This window comes from Thermoleophilum album (assembly GCF_900108055.1).
GTDB lineage: Bacteria > Actinomycetota > Thermoleophilia > Solirubrobacterales > Thermoleophilaceae > Thermoleophilum > Thermoleophilum album.
This window is the reverse complement of record NZ_FNWJ01000001.1, coordinates 91,014-108,998: the sequence shown is the minus strand read 5'-3', so window position 1 is coordinate 108,998 and position 17,985 is coordinate 91,014. Positions and strand designations below refer to the sequence as shown.

Genomic DNA, 17,985 nt, shown 5'->3' with positions numbered 1-17,985 from the left:
GGGGCGCTCTGGCCCCGCCGAACGGATGCGCGGAGACTGGTTACGATCGCTTCATGGGCGGACGCCCGAGCGGGGTGTGAGGGGTCTCATACGTGGAACGGAGCGGACCCCTGGCATTTCTCCAGTTGGTTGGCGCTTGGACGCTGGCGGTCGTGTTTCCCTTCCTCCACGCCACTGGTCGGGAGACACCGTTTTACATCGCGCACGGTGCGACCGGCATGCGTCTCGTCGTCTTCGTAGTGGTCGCCACGTTGCTACCACCGCTCGTGGCTTTTTGCGCCTACCTCTTGCTGCGACGGCTGCTCGGCCAAGTGGTTGCTGGACGAGCGCTGACAGCGACTCTTGCCGGCTTGATCGCGCTGATCGCGTTGCCTTTGGTCGCGCGTGGCCCGCTTGGCTCTCCGCTCGGCGCCGCGATCGTCGCGGTTCTCACCTCCGCTGGGGCGTTCGCGATCCTCGTCGGCAGCGCTGTTGCGCGGCGCACGCTCGCGCTCTGCGCGGCTGTCGCTCCGCTCGCGCTGTTGCAGTTCCTGGCGTTCTCACCTGCACGCGAACTACTGTCCGCCAGGTCCGGCGGCGACACGACTCGGCAGGTCGGAGCAGTAAGCGAGAAACCGCCCGCCACGCCCGGTCGCTCACCGCCAACGGTCGTGCTGGTGGTATTCGATGAGCTGCCAGTGCACGCGCTCGAGGACGGCCGCGGGGGCATCGACCGCAGTCGTTTCCCTGCGTTCCACGGGCTAGCCCGCGTCGCCACCTGGTACCGCTTCGCGAGCTCGCCCGGGAGCGACACCTACGTTGCAGTTCCCGCGCTCGTCACTGGCCTGCCGCCAGACCCGGATCGCGCTCCTGTCGCCGCGTCGTATCCGTCGAGCCTATTCACGCGTTTGCGCGGCAGCTATCGGCTCTTCGCCGAGGAGCCGGAAACGGTGATGTGTGCGCTACCGGAGTGCGAGCGGTCCGGGCAGTCGAGGGGAGGACTCCAGCAGCTCCTAATCGACAGCGCGATCGTTGTCGCGAACCTGATCAGTCCCCCTGGCTTGCGCGACCGGTTGCCGCGGGTCGACCAGACCTACCAGGACTTCCTCGACACCGCCGGCGGCTCCGAAGCGGCAGCGGCTGAAGCCGGTCGGGACGATGAGGGCCGCCTGCAAATGAAAGTCCTGAATCGGCGGGGCGGGCAAGCACTAGGTCGCCCTGTGAGCGCTTTCCGGGCTGCGCTGCAGGCGCTTCCGCGAGTGGCGCGCGAGCGCCCACTCTTCGCTTTCCTACACATCGAGCTGCCGCACGTACCGTGGCAGTACTTCCCCGATCTCGGGCGCTATCGGGCCGAGCCGTTGGGCATGATCGGGATCCTCGGTGACCGTTGGGGCACCAACCAGAGCCAGATCGACCAGGAGCGCCCACGCTTCCTATTTCAGACCGGTGCTGCCGACGCGGGGCTCGGGGCGATCGTCGCTCGCTTGCGCGCGCTTGGGCTGTGGGATCGGTCACTCGTGGTCGTCACCGCCGACCACGGCTCTGCGTTTACGCCGGGTCGAGGGCGGCGCACACCCACCTCCGACAACTTCGCCGAGATCGCCGGCGTACCGCTGTTCGTCAAGTGGCCGCGTCAGAAGCGCGGCAGGGTAGAAAACGGCCCTGCGTCGACGCTCGATATCCCCCCTACGGTGCTCGCGGTGGCGGGACTAAAGGCTGACGGCCTCGCCGGCTCCGATCTGCGAAGAGGCATTCCTCGCCGCACGAGGCTGACGCTCACGCCGTTGAAGGGAAAGAAGGTGAGCCTTAGCTTCGCCACCTTCATGCGCCAGCGGGCGGCCCTGGCACACGCTTGGCGCCGCTTCGCGAACGGCGGCTGGGAACGGGTCTCAACAGCGATCGCACCGCCCGCGCTAAAGGCTGCCGCGGCGGCGGGTCAGGCCCGCCGAGCAGACGCCTTGGGACTCCGGATCCTCTCGCTGCGCTGGCGACGCATCGGCCGGACTCCACCTTCGCCGCCCGATCGTCGCGAGCTGAGGCGCGCGCAAGCGGCGCGCAGAACCGGCGCGGCCGTAGTTCTGAACGTGGAGGTGGAACATGGCCCCGCGCGCCTGCGGTGGATCGGGGTGGTCGCGGGAAACCGCTTGATTGGTGCGGCCCCGGTGTACGAGTGGTTAGGTAGGCGTTTCGCGTCGATAACGTCTTTCGGTGCCCCGGTCAGCACCCGTCAGTTGCGCAATTTGAGCTTCGTAGTCCGTTAACGCGGTGACCGGGTGCCGATGCGGTCGCGTGGTCCCGAAACTGCTGCCACCGCGAGGACCACTGCCGCCACCGACGCGAAGACCGCGAGAAGACCTAGCGCGAGCTGGATCGGGCGGACCGCGAGCGGGACCGCAGCCGCCACCTCGGCCGTCAGTCCGCCGGCCAAAGTCAACACGAAACGGCGGCGCTCAAGGGCCAATAGGTACTGGGTGACTACGTAGGTCACGGCCAGCGCTGACATCGCCAGGCCAAGCGGTAGTAGCGCGCTACTTGCGGTGGCAAGTTTCGCGCCGAAGGCCAGGGCTAGCAGGTCTTTACCGCTTAAAGCGAAGATCGTCGTCATCACCAGCACCGGCACCACTAGCACGGCTAATCCGGCGACCAGTGCCCCTCGCGGATCGCGCTGCCGGGCCACTCGGCGGGCGCTCTCCGGCACCACAAACATGGCGAGACCCATCGCCACCCAGATGATCGACTTGGCTGCGACCGCAGCGGCCGCATAGCCAGCGGCCGTGCGCGTCGCAGCAACGTGCTTGGCGACGATCACGTGGATTTCCTGCATACCGAGCAGCAGCGTGAGGGCAGCAAGCGGCACGCGCGTCTCGACGATCAGGTCTCGCAGGCGCAGCTGGCCACTCGCAGCCGGTTGTGAGTGGTCCCCTGCTGCAAGACCGCGGACCGGGGGGACCTCCCGGCGCAGCGCAAGGCACAACACCGCTGTGACGATCGCGAACGCGAGAGCGCTTCCCCCAAAGGCGCCGGCAACCCCGAAACCCCCGGCCACGAGCGGCGCTGCCAGAGCTATCCGCAGGGTTGAATCGGCGACGATGCTGGTCGCCACCGTGCCGTAGCGGCCGAGTGCCTGCCACACGCCTCGCGTGACGCATAGAAGCGCCCAGGACGAGGCGGTGGCCGGCAGTATCGCCGCGGCCCAGGGCTCGTCGATCGCTATTAGGGTGGCGAGGGGTTCGCGGGCCAGCGCCCCGAGGATGCTCGTTGCTACCAAGAGCAGCGCCAGTCCGCGCAGCCATCGCCACGCTGAGGTGACAACCGCCCGCACCTCCCGGTCCCCGGGCGCTCGCGCCACGCTTGCACCAAGTCTGCGCGCAACCTCGACTTGCAGCGCCGAACCCGGAACCGACAACACGATGAAGGCCGACACGAGCACAGCCAGAGAGCCGTAGCCCGTGGGACCAAGCCAGCGCGCAAAGACGATCGTGAACGCTAGGCCAAGAACATTCTGCGCGGCCGTCGCGAGTGCGAGCGGAAGTGCTCGTAGCGCGCTGGCCGCGGTGATGACGGTGACCCCCGCGGATCGGGTCGGGTCCGCCGTCGCGCCGCTACCGCCGGGGGCGGCCGCAAGAAGGTGGCGAGCCGGAGACTTGAGGCGGGGGCTTGGTCCGGGCACCTGGCCGAGCGTAAGCGCTAGGAGAGGGCAGTCGCAACGTCGGCGGCGCCACGCCGTTGGGTCCCGACGGACTTGGCCTCTCGCCGGTCGTGGCGGCCGTCCCATTTATCCTGGGCGGTGATCGTCGGTCGATGCGCTGGTGTGCGGGCCGCCGGAGTTCCGGTCGACCCCCGGGCGCTGATGCTTACGCGCGTGTACCTACCTCCGCCAACCGCGAGACCTCGCCTCTGGCCGCGCACGCTCGCCGCAGCTGCGGCGATCGTCTTCGCCTCCGCGGCGGCGACCGCGGTCGCCGCCTTCCGTGAGCTCGATCGTGTGGTCAGCGCACTCCAGGAGCACCCACGGCTGAAGCTCGGTACGGAGCTCGCCCGCACCGATCCCGGTGCCCCCCAGACGATCATGATCCTCGGTTCCGACCGGCGGCCGAAGGGGGCAGCCGAGGGCGGCGGGGGAGCGCGCTCCGACACGATCATGCTCGCTCGTCTCGACCCCTCGAAGCAGGCGATCGCGCTGATGTCGTTGCCGCGCGACCTCAAGGTAAGGATCCCCGGGCACGGCATCGCCAAGATCAACGCGGCTTACGAGTACGGCGGGCCGAAGCTGACGCTGGAGACGGTGAAGCAGCTCACCGGCCTGCCGATCAACCACGTCATCAACATCGACTTCCGCGGTTTCTGGGCGGCGGTCAACGCCGTCGGCTGCGTCTACGCGGAGGTCGACCGGCGCTACTACAACACGAGCGCCGCCTACTCATACATCAACCTCCAGCCCGGCTACCAGCGGATGTGCGGCCGCGAGGCTTTGCAGTTCGTGCGCTTCCGCCACGAGGACAACGATCTCGTGCGCTCGGCGCGCCAGCAGGAATTTCTCCGCCAGGCGAAGCAGCAGATCGCGGTCTCGAAACTGATCAACGATCGCGATCGGCTGGTGCAGATATTCGCCCGCTACACCACCTCGGACATCGACTCGCGCGCCGAGGTTCTGCGGCTGCTGAAGCTCGTGCTTTTCAGCATCGGGCGGCCGATCCGGGAGATCCACTTCGAGGGAAAGATCGGTCCGAGCTTCGTGGAGGCGAGCGACGCTCAAGTGCAGTCGCTTGTGCAGAAGTTCCTCGGTGTCGAGGAGACGCCGGGGCCGCGCGGCACTCTTCGCCCCCGCAAGGGCGGCGCCGCGAATGCCGACGCCGGGCTCGAGCGCGCCGACTTGCCGGGCAAGGAACAAGCAATCATGGCGGTGCGGATGGGTGCCGGCCGCAACACGCTTCCCGTCTACTACCCGACGGTTCGCACCAAGGGCGCGATGTTCGCGGGGCCACCGCGCGTGTATCGGCTCCGCGACCCAGCCGGGCGCGTCCACCTCGCCTACCGAATGGTCATCAAGCGCGGCCTGGTCGGCGAGTACTACGGACTCCAAGGCCTGACCTGGAAGAACCCGCCGATCCTGTCCGGACCCCACGTAACGCGGCGCATCGGGCGCCGCACCTTCGCGCTGTACTACGACGGCGACCGAGTGCGTCTGGTCGCGTGGCGCACCCCGCGCGCCGTCTACTGGATCTCGAACACCCTGCTCCTGACCCTGAGCGAGCGCCAAATGCTGGCGATCGCGCGCTCTACGCGCCTGCTGTGAACAGCCGCTGTCGCGCGCGCACGCGCGCCCGCCGCGTGCTCGAATAGCCTCTCGCCCGCCATGGCCCCCAGAGAAGCGGAACCGATCGGTGTGATAGGCGTCGGCTGGGTGGGTCTGGTCACCGCGGCCTGCTTCGCCGAGCTCGGCCACGAGGTCTGGGCGCGCGACATCGATGCCGCGAAGATCGCCGCGCTCGAGCGCGGCGAGGTGCCGATCCACGAGCCGGGTTTGCCGGAACTGGTCGCCCGCAACCGCGACCGCCTGCACTTCACGACCGAAATGGCGCCCGTGCTCGAGCACGCGCAGCTGTTGTTCTGCTGCGTCGACACGCCACCGACCTACTCGGGGGACGCCGACCTCTCGCGGGTCGAAGCGGTCGTCGCGGAGCTCGCCGAGCCCGACGACCATGCTCTAGTGATGAAGAGCACCGTCCCGGTCGGCACCGGCGCCGCGATCAAGCGGCGTCTGCCCGCGCTTCACTACGTCTCCAATCCCGAGTTCCTAAAGGAAGGCTCGGCGATCGAAGACTTCATGCATCCCGATCGGGTGGTGATCGGCAACGACGCCGCCTCGAGCGACTTCGCTGATCGGGTGGCCGCGCTCTACGAGCCTCTCGGTGCGCCGATCGTGCGCACCGACGTCGCGAGCGCGGAGATGATCAAGCTCGCCTCGAATGCGTTCCTCGCCACCAAGATCTCGTTCATCAACGAGATCGCGAACGTCTGTGAAGAAGTCGGCGCCGACGTCGCCGAGGTCGCGCGCGGAATGGGGCTCGACGCGCGCATCGGCCCCCACTTCCTGCGCGCCGGTGCGGGCTACGGAGGCAGCTGCTTCCCCAAGGACGTGCAAGCCCTCAAGCAGCTAGCAGGCAACAGCGGCTACCACTTCCAGCTCCTGACCGCGGTAATCGACGTCAACGAGCTCCAAAAGCGGCGGCTCGTCGGCAAGTTGCAGAAGCACCTCGGGTCGCTGGTGGGCAAGGAGATCGCGCTGCTCGGTGTTGCGTTCAAGCCGAACACCGACGACATTCGCGAAGCGACGAGTTTGGTCCTCGCCGGACGCCTACAGAGCGAGGGTGCGCAGGTGCGCGCCTACGATCCGGTGGCGCTCGAGCGGGCGCGGGCGGTGCTGTCGAACGTCCGCCTGTGCACCTCGGCGCTGGAGGCCCTGGACGGTGCCGACGCCGCCGTCCTTGTCACCGAGTGGCCGGAGTTTCGCGAGCTCGACTGGGCCGGTGCGGTGAAACGCGTGATGCGTCGCCCGATCGTCGTCGACGGTCGCAACTTCCTCGACCGCGAAGCGCTCCAGGCAGCCGGTTTCGTGTACGAGGGGGTCGGGCGCTGATCGAACAGGCACTGGTGCTCGCTGGCGGGGAGGGCACACGCCTGCGCCCGCTGACCCGGACGATCCCGAAACCGGTCGTCCCGCTCGCTGGGCGCCCGCACCTCGCGTGGATGCTCGACTGGCTCGAGTATCACGGCGTCCGAGAGGTGCTGCTGCTCTGCGGCTTCCTGGCCGAGCGCGTGCGCACGCGGATCGGGGAACGCCACGGGCGGATGCGGCTCACGTACGTCGTCGAGCCGGAGCCGCTGGACACCGCGGGGCCGCTACGACTCGCCCTCGACCAAGGCCTCCTCGCCGATCGCTTCTTCGTGCTCAACGGCGACATCCTCACCGACCTCGATCTCGCTGCGCTCGCCTCACATCACGACGTGCGCCGGGCACGAGCGACGATCGCGCTTGTCGAGGTCGACGATGCGCGCAGCTACGGGTGCGTGCCGATCGACGAGCAGGGGCGCGTTCAGGCCTTCCTCGAGAAGATGGAGAACCCCCCGACGAACCTCGTAAACGGCGGCGTGTACCTGCTCGAGCGTGGGGTCGTGGCCGAGCGGGTGCCGGCGGGGCGGCGCGTCTCCTTCGAACGCGAGGTCTTTCCTGCGCTCGTCGGGCAAGGACTGTTCGGTTACCCGGCGAGCTGCTATTGGCTCGACATCGGCACGCTCGAGCGCTATCTGGAGGCGAACCGGGACCTCCTCGCCGGTAAGCCTGCGCCGCCGCTCGGCGGCCGGGGGCTCGCGAACCCCTTGATTGACGGCGGCGCCGAGGTGGCCGGTGTCGTCACCGCAGGCTCCGTGGTCGAGGCTGGCTGTGTGATCGCCAGTGGTGCTCGCGTCGAGCGCTCGGTCGTCCTGGGCGGGGCGCGCCTCGAGCGCGGCGCGCAGGTGCTGGACTCGGTCGTCGCCGAGAGTGCAGTGATCGGTTGCGAGGCGCGCGTCGGCCCCGGCGCGATCGTCGGTGCCGGTGCCGAAGTCGCCGCGAAAGCGGTAGTTGGCACGGGGGCTCGTATCGAACCGGGAGCGCGCGTCGCTGAGGCGTCGCTGGCGACCGGCGCAAGCGAGCGGTGAACGGTCGGAGCGCAACCCCGTGCGACGGCAGCGCTAGCGCCTCGCTCGCTGCGGAGACGGTGCGCGCAGTGGACCGCACCCGCTTGATCGACGACGTTCTGATGCTCGGCCACCAACTCGAGGACGCTCTCTGGCGGGCGGACGCTGCAAAGCTCGGAGACCTCGCGGCGAGTCGCCTGGTCGTGTGTGGCATGGGCGGATCGGCGATCGGCGGCGACCTCGCCGCGGCGATCCTCGGCGAGCGGCTCAGGCGCCCGCTCACGGTCGTGCGGAGCTACGACCCGGGACCCTGGCTGGCGCCCGACGCGCTCGTTCTGTGCTCGAGCTACTCGGGCCAGACGGAGGAGACACTGGCCTGCTTTGAGCGGGCGCTGGCAGCCGGCTGCCGGCTCGTGGTTGCGACCACCGGCGGTGAGCTCGCGCTGCGGGCGCGACGCGCAGGGGCACCGGTAATCGGCATTCCCGCCGGACTCGAACCACGCTGCGCGGTCGCTTACGTGACGACCGCGGCGCTCGCCTGCGCGGAGGCAGCGGCAGTCGCCCCGTCGGTACGCGCCGAACTGGAGGACGCGGCGCGCACGCTCACAGAACTCGCCGCTAGCTGGGGACCAGAGGCCGCGATGGATGCTGAGCCGAAGCTGCTGGCTCGAATGCTGCACCGGCGCGTGCCCGTCTTCCACGGGGCCGGTGCGACCGCCGCTGCGGCCCGCCGCTTCAAGACCCAGTGGAACGAGAACCCCGAGCTACCGGCCTTCTGGAGTGAGCTTCCCGAGCAGAACCACAACGAGATCTGCGGCTGGGGCGATGAGGCGGCGGCCGCGGCGCTGGTGCCGGTGCTGCTCGACGCACCCAGCGTCGAAGAGCGGTTGCGGCGGCGGCTGGAGCGCGTCCGCGTGCTACTGGAGCAGCGGGGGTTCGCGCCACTCACCTTCGTCGGTCGCGGCGAGACCGTGGCCGAGCAGGTGCTTTCGCTCGTGCTGCTCGGAGACCTCGCAAGCGTCTATGCCGCAGTCCTCGCGGGGCGCGATCCGCGGCCGGTCGCAGCGATCAAGGAATTGAAGGAGCAGCTCAGCTAACCGGCTGGGCGCTCCGGCGTTTAGCATTGCGCGACGTGTGGCCTGCGGGGCTCCCGCTTGCGCCCCGCCCTGTCACAGAGACCACAGCGAGGTTCGAAGGACGAGATGAGCACCACCACCCCCGTACTCACGCAGCGTGATTTCAAGGTCGCGGACCTCTCTCTCTACGAGCTCGGCCGCCACGAGATCCGGCTGGCGGAGCACGAGATGCCGGGACTGATGGCGGTGCGTCAGGAGTACGCGGACCGCAAACCCTTGGCCGGCGCGCGGATCACCGGCTCGCTGCACATGACCGTGCAGACAGCGGTCCTGATCGAAACCTTGGTGGCTCTCGGTGCCGAGGTTCGCTGGGCCTCCTGCAACATCTTCTCGACCCAAGACCACGCTGCTGCAGCGGTGGTGGTTGGGCCCGACGGCACTCCCGACGAGCCACGCGGAGTGCCGGTCTTCGCCTGGAAGGGCGAGACCCTCGACGAGTACTGGTGGTGCATCGACCAGACCTTCCGCTGGCCCGACGGGAAGGGTCCGAACATGCTCCTCGACGACGGTGGCGACGCGACGCTGATGGTCCACAAGGGCGTCGAGTTCGAGCGCGCAGGGGCAGTGCCCGACCCCGACGGTGCCGACTCCGAAGATTTCGCGGCGCTTCTGCGCACGCTGCGTCAGTCGCTAGCCGAAGATCCCCAGCGGTGGCAGCGGATCGCCGCGGAGATCAAAGGTGTCACGGAAGAGACGACGACCGGGGTGCACCGCCTCTACCAGCTCGCCGATGCGGGGCAGCTGTTGTTCCCCGCAATCAACGTCAACGACTCCGTCACCAAGTCGAAGTTCGACAACATCTACGGCTGCCGGCACTCGCTGATCGACGGCCTCAACCGCGCGACCGACGTCTTGATCGGCGGCAAGACGGCCGTCGTCTGCGGCTACGGCGACGTCGGTAAGGGTTGTGCTCAGGCACTGCGTGGCCAGGGTGCGCGGGTGATCGTTACCGAGATCGACCCGATCTGCGCGCTGCAGGCAGCGATGGACGGCTACCAGGTGACGACCCTCGAGGACGTCGTCGAGCAGGCCGACATCTTCATCACCGCCACCGGCTGTCGCGACGTCATCCGCGTCGAGCACATGCAGCGGATGAAGGACAAGGCGATCGTCGGCAACATCGGCCACTTCGACCACGAGATCGACATGGCGGGGCTGGCGGCGGTACCGGGGATCAAGCGCGTCAACATCAAGCCTCAGGTCGACGAGTGGGTGTTCCCCGACGGTCGCTCGATCATCGTGCTCTCCGAGGGGCGCTTGCTGAACTTGGGCAACGCCACCGGCCACCCGAGCTTCGTGATGTCGAACTCGTTCACTAACCAGGTGATCGCCCAGATCGAGCTGTACGGCAACACCGAGCGCTACGAGCGCAAGGTCTACCGCCTGCCCAAGCAGCTAGACGAGAAGGTGGCGCGGCTCCACCTCGATGCCCTCGGGGTGAAGCTCACCAAGCTCACGCCCGAGCAGGCCGCTTATATCGGGGTGCCGGTCGACGGGCCCTACAAGCCCGAGCACTACCGCTACTAGCGGCGCGCTCACGGCTGCTCGGCGCGGCAACGCCCTTTTCGGCTAGGTTCGCCCGGCGATGAAGGCGATGGTCCTGGCGGCGGGACTCGGAACCCGCCTAAAACCGCTTACCTTCCACGCGCCGAAACCGATGGTGCCGGTCCTCGACCGACCGGTGATGGCGCACATCGTCGGACTGCTCGAGTCGCAGGGGTTCGACGAGCTGGTCGCGAACCTGCACTGGCACGCCGACGCGATCCGCGCGTACTTCGGTGATCGCTTGACGTGGAGCTACGAACCCGAGTTGCTGGGAACTGCCGGCGGTGTGCGCAAGGTCCGCGACTTTTTCGGCGAGGAGCCGATCGTCGTGATCTCGGGCGACGCGCTGACCGACCTCGATCTGCGGCAGCTGGTGGCCCGCCATCGTGAGACCGGCGGCATCGCGACGCTGACCGTCAAACGCATACCGGACCCCAGCAAGTACGGCGTCGTGCTGCACGACCGCGACGGCCGGATAACCGGGTTTCAAGAGAAACCCGACCCCGCGGAGGCGCTCTCGGATCTCGCGAGCTGTGGGATCTACTGCTTCAGCGCGGAGATCTTCGACTACTTCCCCGAGCGTGAGTTCGTCGACTGGGCGCAGGACGTCTTTCCAGTTTTGCTCGAGAACGATGTGCCGTTCTACGTCCACGAGATCGACAGCTACTGGAACGACATCGGCTCGCTCGGGGAGCTCAAGCAAGGGACGTGGGACGCGCTCGAGGGGCGAGTGCAGGTCGAGCGCCGCGGTCACGAGGTCGCCGAGGGCGTCTTCGTCTGCGGCGACGCCGAGGTGCTGGACGGCGTCGAGGTGATCTCAGGCCCCATATGGATCGGTGCCGGCTGCGAGCTCGGGGAGGGGGTGCGCCTAATCGGTCCAGTCGTGCTCGGCGACGGCACGTTCGTGGGTGCCGGGTCTTCGCTGCGGTCGACGATCGCGCTGCCCGGTACGCGCATCGAACCGCACTCGATCCTGATCGACGCGATCGTGGCGGCGGACGGCTTCGTCGAGCGTCTGCCCTCGCTCGATGCGCTCTCTGCGAGCGGTTCTGCGCGCACCAACTGAGGCGTGCCTTCGCCGCACACCGGCGGCCTCAGGCCGGACGTCGCTTGGCCGAGAACTCCGAGCGGCCCGCCAGCTCCAGTCGTTCGCGCGTCTCCTGCTCGCGCTCGACACGCGCCAATGCACGCAGGAACAGCACGACGAGCGCGAGCACGAAGACGATCGACTGTTCGAGCATCATGATCGCGCCGCCCACGTTTTGGTCCTCGAGCGCTGAAAGCGACCAGATCCTCGGGACCTGCTCGTAGTAGCGGTAGAAGACGGTGTCCGACCAGATCAGCGCGACGCCGAGCAACCCTAACCCTGCTTTCGCCGCACCGAGATAGGGGACCACCCAAAGGCCCCGCAAGCCATGGCGCATCGGTACCGGCTGGATCAGCGGCCACCAGACGGCGACGCCGGCGCAGAAGAACGTGACGTGCTCGAGGGCATGCACTAGCGGCTGCTCGAGCGCCGCGTCGTACAGCGCCGGAACGTGCCACAGGTACATCGTGCCCAGCCAGATCGCGAGCGCGCTGACGGGGTGGAACACCCAACCGGCCCGCCGCTCGAGCTCGCTCAGCCTGCGGGTCAGCGGGCGCATCATCACGCGAGAGAGCGAGAGCAACAGCAGGGCGGGGGCGATATCGCCGAGCAAAAGGTGCTGGAGCATGTGGGCCGAGAAGAGGTAATCCTCGCCAAGCCCGTCGAGCGGCGACGCGAGAGCTAACAGCAGCGCGAAAAAGGCCCCCGCGAACGCCGCGGCTTGGGCGCTGCCGGCCGCGCGCGGACCGGCCTCGGCGCGCGCACGACGGAAGCGCAGCACCCAGGCCAGCGCGAGCACGGCGAGCGGCGCCAGCACCGTGGGATCGGACAGCCAGTGGATACGCGGGTGGTCCATCCGTTCGAGTCCGCCCCGGCGGTCGGTCTGCGCGACCCGGAGCGGACGGCCGAGCGTCCACGAACGATAGGCCAGCTCGCGTGCGGCCGCACTGGCAATCGAGGGAACCGGGCGCGGGCGGTTAGGACTGCCGGAGCCTCGGGCGGTCGAGCGCCGCGCCGTTGCAAAAACGTTGCACGTCAAGCCTGCCCGTGACGTCGGCACTGGCAGGTTGCGGGGGTGCTTGTCAATCGCTTAACGCGCGTGTTACTCGACTTGATCGCGCCGGAGGGGTGCCTGGCATGCGGGCGGTCGGTGCGTGCGCGGAGCGAGCGCGATTGCGCGTTCGCCACCGGCGCGGGGCATGCGCACCCCTCTCCGGTGCTGTCCTCGGACCGCGCTCCAGAGCGGTCCTCCAACCCCTCCCAAGTGCGGTCCTCGCGGCCCTCTCCACTGCGGTCCTCGTTGTGCGCGGCCTGTGCCGCGCGCCTGGCCGTCGAGCGGGGGCCGATCGTGTCCGCCCTCGGTTCGCTGAGCGGCGTCGGCGCGGACGGCGTTCGACAGCGGGCGCAAGCGCTGCCGGTAGCTGCCGCCTACCGCTACGGGCCGGTCACCAAGAAACTGGTGAGGCGCTTCAAATTCGGCAGTGGTGCGGCGCTGGCGCCCGCCCTGGCGGGGGAAATGGCAGCGGTTTTGGGACTGGCGGACGCGCAGTCGCGTGTGCCGCCTCCACCCCCGGATGCGTCGACGCGATCGCTGCTCGGATGGGATTTCCCGGCGACGCCGCTGCTGGTCCCGATACCTACCCATCCCCGCCGGGTCCGCGCGCGTGGCTACGACCACGCGCAGCTGCTTGCTGCCACCCTTGCTCGTTCGCTCGGTCTGGGCCTTTTGCCGCTGCTGCGCCGAGTCGGTCCGGGACGCGCCCAGGTAGGTCGCTCACGCGCCGAGCGACTGGCGCTCGGCGCTGATGCCTTCGCCCTCGTCTCGCCGCCCGATCGCGCGATGCGGGTCAGCGCCTCGTCGATCCGTCGCGAGCCGGCGGTCGAGCGACCGATCGTGTTGGTCGACGACGTCGCCACCACCGGCGCGACGCTCGCGGCTGCCGCGCAGGCGCTCGCCCGAGCCGGCATCGCGCCCCGCGGCGCGCTGGTCTTAGCGGTCGCCCGGCGGCATTCGTCGGCCGCCGGGCCGCCTTCGTGAAGTCGTCGGGCCGGCTACCATCGCGAGAACCGACTGGCGTCGACTCCGAGACAGGAGGTCCGGAATGCGGATCGAGGTGAAGGGCCGCAATGTCGAGGTGACCGATGAACTGCGCGAGCGCGTGCGTCGCAAGTTCGAAAAGGTCTCGCGACAGGTTCAGCCATCTGCCGAGCTCGAGGTCGAGTTGAGCGAGGAGCGCAACCCGGCGATCCGGGCATCGCAGGTGGCGGAGGCGACCCTGCACCTTAAAGGCGCCACGCTGCGTGCTCGCGAGCGCGCGCTCGACATGGTGCACGCCATCAACCTCGTAGCCGAGGAGATCGCCCGGCAGGTAAAGCGACAGCGCGAACAGGTCCGCGGTCGCCGCGAAGCGGAGCGCGAGAAAGCGCGTGAGCGGCGTGCCGCTGCTGCCCAGTCGCTGACAGCACCGGCGGCCGAAGGCGAGGGCGCTTGGGAGGCCGGCGAGTAGCCGGTTTGATCGGGGCGCTGCCTTCGCGGCGGCACGAAGGGCACTGCTACCCTCGCCGCTGCGATGTCGATCCTTGAGCGAGCCCTCCGCATCGGTGAGCGCAAGCTCTACCGCCAGTTCGAGCGCAACGTCGGGCGCATCAACGAGCTCGAGGAGGCCGTCAAGGGCCTCTCCGACAGCGAACTCCGGGAGCGCTACGAGCAGCTGCGCCGGCGCCACCTGGAGGGCGGCGAGTCGCTCGACGACCTGCTCTTCGAGTGCTTCGCTCTGACGCGTGAGGCGGCGCGACGGACGCTCGGTCAACGCCACTACGACGTCCAGCTGATCGGCGGCATGGTGCTCCATGCCGGCGCGATCGCCGAGATGAAGACGGGCGAGGGCAAGACGCTCACCGCCACTCTCGCGGTCGCGCTTAACGCACTCGCCGCGCGCGACCTCGAGGGGCGCCCGCGCCACGGCTACGGCGTACACGTAGTCACCGTCAACGACTACCTGGCTCGCCGTGACGCGGAATGGATGGGTCCGATCTACGAGCTCTTGGGGATCACGGTCGGTGTGATCCAGAGCGGCCAACCCGAGTACGAGAAGCGCGCCGCCTACGAGTGCGACGTCACCTATGGCACGAACTCCGAGTTCGGCTTCGACTACCTGCGCGACAACCTCGCGATCGAGCGCGAGCAGAAAGTGCAGCGGGGTCACGGCTACGCGATCGTCGACGAGGTCGACAACATCCTGATCGACGAGGCGCGCACGCCGCTGATCATCTCCGGGCGCCCCGAGCAGGCGGCTGACCTCTACTACAAGTTCGCGAAGCTCGCGCGGATGATGGAGCCGGGCAAGAAGCCCGACACCTTCGAGGCCAAGTCGAAGGACTGGGTCGCTGACTTCGACTACGAGCCCGACGAAAAGCACAAGACCGTGTCGATCACCGAGCGCGGCGTCGCCAAGGCCGAAAAGTTCCTCGGCATCGACAACCTCTTCCGCCCGGAGAACGGCTATCTGGTCAACCACTTGATCCAGGCGCTCAAGGCGGAGTCGCTGTACAAGCGCGACAAGGACTACGCCGTGATCAACGGCGAGGTGAAGATCATCGACGAGTTCACCGGCCGCATCCTCGAGGGCCGGCGCTGGTCGGAGGGCCTGCACCAGGCGATCGAGGCCAAGGAGGGTGTCGCGATCCAGGAGGAGTCGCAGACGGTCGCGACGATCACCTACCAGAACTACTTCCGCAAGTACCGCAAGCTCGCGGGTATGACCGGCACGGCGCTAACCGAGGCGGTCGAGTTCAAGAAGATCTACAACCTCGACGTCGTCGAAATCCCGACGCACCGCCCGATGATCCGGATCGACCACGACGACCGGATCTACAAAACCAAGGAGGGCAAGTGGAAGGCGGTGCTGCGCGAGATCGAGGAGCGTCACCGCAAGGGTCAGCCGGTGCTGGTGGGGACGATCTCGGTGGAGGTATCGGAGATGCTCTCCGAGCGTCTCAACAAACTCGGGATTCCCCACGTCGTGCTCAACGCCAAGCCCGAGCACGCCGCCCGCGAGGCCGACATCATCGCCGAGGCAGGGCGACCCGGTGCGGTAACGATCGCCACCAACATGGCCGGTCGCGGCGTCGACATCAAACTCGGCGGCAACGAGGAGCATCTGACTACCAAGGAGCTCCAGAAGCGCGGACTCAAGCCGGGCACGCAGGAGTGGGAGCAGGCGTGGCAGGAGACCTATCCGCGCATACGCGAACAGGTCGAACGCGACCGCGAGCGGGTGAAGGAGCTCGGTGGCTTGTTCATCCTCGGTACCGAGCGCCACGAGGCGCGGCGCATCGACAACCAGCTGCGCGGTCGAGCCGGGCGCCAGGGCGACCCAGGCGAGTCACGCTTCTACCTCTCGGCAGAAGACGACCTCGTGCGCCTCTTCGCCGGCGATCGCATCTACCGCATCCTCGATCGGCTCGGTCCGATCGACGAAGAGGGCGAGGAGCAGCCGATCGAGGCGCGCATCCTCTCCAAGCAGATCGAGAACGCGCAGCGCAAGGTCGAGGAGCAGAACTTCTTGATCCGCAAGCGCGTCCTCGAGTACGACGACGTGATGAACCAGCAGCGGGAGGTCATCTACGAGTACCGCGACCGCATCCTCGAGGGGGAAGACCTCTCGGAGCTGGTGCAAGCGCAGCTGGGCGACGTGGTCGAGCGCATCGCGCGTGAATACCTAGCTTCCGACATCCCCGAGGAGTGGGACGTCGAAGCGCTGTTCGACCGCCTCGCCGATCTCTACCCGTGTGGCTACGCGGCGGAGGACATCGACCTCGCGCGAGAAGACCGCGAAAGCCTGATTGCCAAGCTGCGCGCCGACGTCGTCGAGGCCTACGAGGAGCGGGAGAAGGAGCTCGGTTCGGAGCTTCTGCGTGCCCTTGAGCGCTTCCTGCTGCTCCAGATCATCGACGACCGCTGGCGTGAACACCTCCACGACATGGACTACCTGCGGGAGGGCATCCACCTGCGCGGCTTCGCGCAGATCGACCCCCTCGTCGCCTACAAGAACGAAGCGTTCGAGATGTTCGGCCAGCTGATGAACTCGATCTGGGAGGAGTTCACCAGGCAGGTCTTCAACGTCGAGGTCGAGGTGCAGCAGGCGGAGCCCCGGCCGGCGGTCTGGCGCACCGGCAGCAACACCACCTCCACCGCCGGTTCCCTGCAGTACAAGGGCGGCCACTCGGCGCAGGGACGGGCCGCGATCGCACAAGCGGCTGGTGCCGGGGCAGTTGCCCTCGAAGACGAAGCTAACGCGCCTGAGTCACCAGCAGTCGAGACGCGGCGGCTCGACGAGCGCGAGAAGATCGGCCGCAACGACCCCTGCTGGTGCGGGTCCGGCAAGAAGTTCAAGAAGTGTCACGGCCGCGATGCCTGACGAAACGGTTGCCATCCAAGAGCTCCGCGATCAGCTGAAGCTGCTCGCGGATTCCCTTTGACCGGGAAGCGCTGCGCCGCCGTCTCGACGAGCTCGAGCGGCAGATCCAGGATCCCGAATTCTGGTCGGACCAAGAGCGAGCGGCGAAGGTCTCGGCAGAGCACGCGCGTCTGCGGCACAAGCTGGCCGAGCTCGACCAGCTCGAGCAGGACTTAGCGGAGCTCGCCGAGTTGGAGCCGCTGGCGGCGGACGATCCGCAACTGGCCCGCGAACTCGCGGAGCAGCGGCGCAAGATTGGCGCGCGGCTCGCGGCGCTCGCCGAGGAGCGTCTGTTCGCCGGTCGCTACGACCGCGGCGACGCGGTCGTAACGGTGAACGCCGGAGCCGGCGGCACCGACGCGCAGGACTGGGCTGAGATGGTTCTGCGCATGCTCATGCGTTGGGCCGAGCGGCGGGGTTTCAGAGTCGAGCTGACGGAGCTCTCACCGGGCGAGGAAGCTGGCATCAAGTCGACAACCTTCATCGTTCACGGCGACAACGCTTACGGGCTGATCTCAGCCGAGCGCGGCGTCCACCGGCTCGTGCGCATCTCGCCGTTCGACTCCCAGAAGCGCCGTCACACCGCTTTCGCCGGGGTCGAGGTTGCGCCGCTGGTCGAGGAAGTAACTGACGTCGAGATCGATCCCGAGGACCTGCAGATCGACACTTACCGGGCGTCCGGTGCGGGCGGGCAGCATGTCAACAAAACCGACTCCGCCGTCCGCATCACGCACAAACCGACTGGAATCGTCGTGCAGTGCCAGAACGAGCGCTCACAGTCGGCGAACAAGGAAACAGCGCTCAAGATCCTCAAGGCGCGGCTGTTGGAGCTCGAGGAACGCAAGCGCCAGGAGGAGCTGCGGCGCGAGCGCGGCGAGGCCCAGGACGTCAACTTCGGGTCGCAAATCCGCTCCTACGTCCTGCACCCATACCGGATGGTCAAGGACCACCGCACCGGTGTCGAGATCGGCGACGTTGAGCGTGTGCTCGACGGCGACCTCGACGAGCTGATTCGCGCGGAGCTCGCACGGCGAGCTGGGGAACGCGGACTGACGACGGTCGGCGGCTAGCGCTCACCGTCGAATGCAAGCGGTCGCCC

General features: G+C 68.1%; 13 protein-coding genes. 11 read left to right on the top strand and 2 right to left on the bottom strand.

Annotated features, from left to right (window positions below; translation table 11 throughout):
* Window positions 1-92: 92 nt before the first annotated feature.
* The gene (locus tag BLW41_RS00540) at window positions 93-2,240 is read left to right on the top strand and encodes a sulfatase-like hydrolase/transferase (RefSeq protein WP_143038485.1); all 2,148 of its coding nucleotides are present in this window, start codon (window positions 93-95) and stop codon (window positions 2,238-2,240) included.
* On the opposite strand, the gene BLW41_RS00535 is transcribed toward BLW41_RS00540, so the two are convergent.
* Window positions 2,237-3,649 (bottom strand): polysaccharide biosynthesis protein, encoded by a 1,413-nt coding sequence (locus BLW41_RS00535; protein WP_093115248.1) that lies wholly within the window; start codon window positions 3,647-3,649, stop codon window positions 2,237-2,239. The genes BLW41_RS00540 and BLW41_RS00535 overlap by 4 nt on opposite strands.
* 117 nt (window positions 3,650-3,766) lie before the next feature.
* On the opposite strand from BLW41_RS00535, the gene BLW41_RS00530 reads away from it, so the two are divergent.
* The 6 genes from BLW41_RS00530 (at window position 3,767) to BLW41_RS00505 (ending at window position 11,406) form a co-directional block, all read left to right on the top strand.
* Window positions 3,767-5,275, top strand: coding sequence for an LCP family protein (locus BLW41_RS00530; protein WP_143038484.1), 1,509 nt, complete (start codon window positions 3,767-3,769; stop codon window positions 5,273-5,275).
* A 60-nt stretch (window positions 5,276-5,335) separates the two neighbouring features.
* Complete coding sequence (locus BLW41_RS00525) at window positions 5,336-6,619, top strand: UDP-glucose dehydrogenase family protein (protein ID WP_093115244.1); 1,284 nt, start codon at window positions 5,336-5,338, stop codon at window positions 6,617-6,619.
* 14 nt (window positions 6,620-6,633) lie between these two features.
* Window positions 6,634-7,680, top strand: a complete 1,047-nt coding sequence (locus tag BLW41_RS00520; protein ID WP_177169211.1) for a nucleotidyltransferase family protein — start codon at window positions 6,634-6,636, stop codon at window positions 7,678-7,680.
* Window positions 7,677-8,756 (top strand): SIS domain-containing protein, encoded by a 1,080-nt coding sequence (locus BLW41_RS00515; RefSeq protein ID WP_093115240.1) that lies wholly within the window; start codon window positions 7,677-7,679, stop codon window positions 8,754-8,756. Before BLW41_RS00520 ends, BLW41_RS00515 begins: the two co-directional genes overlap by 4 nt.
* A 105-nt stretch (window positions 8,757-8,861) precedes the next feature.
* Window positions 8,862-10,322 (top strand): adenosylhomocysteinase, encoded by a 1,461-nt coding sequence (gene ahcY / locus BLW41_RS00510; RefSeq protein ID WP_093115238.1) that lies wholly within the window; start codon window positions 8,862-8,864, stop codon window positions 10,320-10,322.
* Window positions 10,323-10,380: 58 nt separating this feature from the next.
* Window positions 10,381-11,406 carry a nucleotidyltransferase family protein gene (locus BLW41_RS00505; protein WP_093115236.1) on the top strand — a complete coding sequence of 342 codons (1,026 nt, stop codon included), beginning with the start codon at window positions 10,381-10,383 and terminating at the stop codon, window positions 11,404-11,406.
* Between the two features lie 28 nt (window positions 11,407-11,434).
* Here the strand turns inward: BLW41_RS00505 and BLW41_RS00500 are convergent, their stop codons facing one another.
* The gene (locus BLW41_RS00500; RefSeq protein WP_143038483.1) at window positions 11,435-12,283 is read right to left on the bottom strand and encodes a cytochrome c oxidase assembly protein; all 849 of its coding nucleotides are present in this window, start codon (window positions 12,281-12,283) and stop codon (window positions 11,435-11,437) included.
* A 492-nt stretch (window positions 12,284-12,775) separates the two neighbouring features.
* On the opposite strand from BLW41_RS00500, the gene BLW41_RS00495 reads away from it, so the two are divergent.
* From BLW41_RS00495 to prfB, 4 genes are all read left to right on the top strand, one after another.
* Window positions 12,776-13,465 (top strand): ComF family protein, encoded by a 690-nt coding sequence (locus BLW41_RS00495; protein ID WP_143038482.1) that lies wholly within the window; start codon window positions 12,776-12,778, stop codon window positions 13,463-13,465.
* Window positions 13,466-13,529: 64 nt separating this feature from the next.
* Window positions 13,530-13,934 (top strand): ribosome hibernation-promoting factor, HPF/YfiA family, encoded by a 405-nt coding sequence (hpf, locus tag BLW41_RS00490; RefSeq protein WP_093115230.1) that lies wholly within the window; start codon window positions 13,530-13,532, stop codon window positions 13,932-13,934.
* Window positions 13,935-13,997: 63 nt separating this feature from the next.
* Complete coding sequence (secA, locus tag BLW41_RS11165; RefSeq protein ID WP_093115228.1) at window positions 13,998-16,847, top strand: preprotein translocase subunit SecA; 2,850 nt, start codon at window positions 13,998-14,000, stop codon at window positions 16,845-16,847.
* Between the two features lie 50 nt (window positions 16,848-16,897).
* Window positions 16,898-17,956 (top strand): peptide chain release factor 2, encoded by a 1,059-nt coding sequence (prfB, locus tag BLW41_RS00480; protein WP_093115226.1) that lies wholly within the window; start codon window positions 16,898-16,900, stop codon window positions 17,954-17,956.
* Window positions 17,957-17,985 lie beyond the last annotated feature (29 nt).